The sequence below is a fragment of the Psychrobacter sp. 1Y4 genome (genome assembly GCF_051847555.1).
The window spans coordinates 1-598 of sequence record NZ_JBPYDE010000839.1 but is presented as its reverse complement, the minus strand read 5'-3'; the positions used below and the strand labels follow the sequence as shown (position 1 = coordinate 598).

Annotated in this window: 1 protein-coding gene; it reads left to right on the top strand. The window is 39.5% G+C overall.

The features are described from left to right. Window positions 1-107 precede the first annotated feature (107 nt). A partial coding sequence (locus tag ACS8FC_RS19160; protein ID WP_439297957.1) for a hypothetical protein occupies window positions 108-598 on the top strand: 491 nt, incomplete at its 3' end.

Sequence of the window (598 nt, the reverse complement as noted above, 5' to 3'; positions counted from 1 at the left end):
GGGGGGGGGGGGGGGGGGTGGTGTTTTTGGTGGAAAGGGGGGGAAGGGAGTGCCTTCTGGGATGGGTTCAGTTTGAAAATTAATTGATTAATGGTTGGGCAGGGAGGTTGGGTGGAAATGTATATAGATTAGAATATGAATATGGGACTTTAGACGAGGTTAAACGTGATAAATTAGTGGGCGGACAAAAAAGTCAGTATTATTATTTAAAAAATCAACGAACTCAGGGAATTGATATAAGGCTTGGGAAAAGAGTGCTAGCTACTCATGTACTAGGATACATATGGAAAGCTCAAGACGGAGAATCTCAACTTAATCGCCATAACGATTATAATGATTTTGTTGGTGAGTTACGTATCCCTAATGTTCCAAGAGGCATTTTAACAACAGTCAATAATAAGACCGATTTTAACCTTGATGATCCAGATTGGAATAAAATATTCGATGAACTGAATAGTAAGTTTAAGCCGCCTAAAAAGGTCAGACAAACTACAGAAAAAGGTTTACAGGATAAGTGGGTAAGAATGTTAAGAGCCACTAACTCAGAAGAACAAATTAGTGATGAAAGGCATGTATGGCCAACTGGTGTCAGGATTGA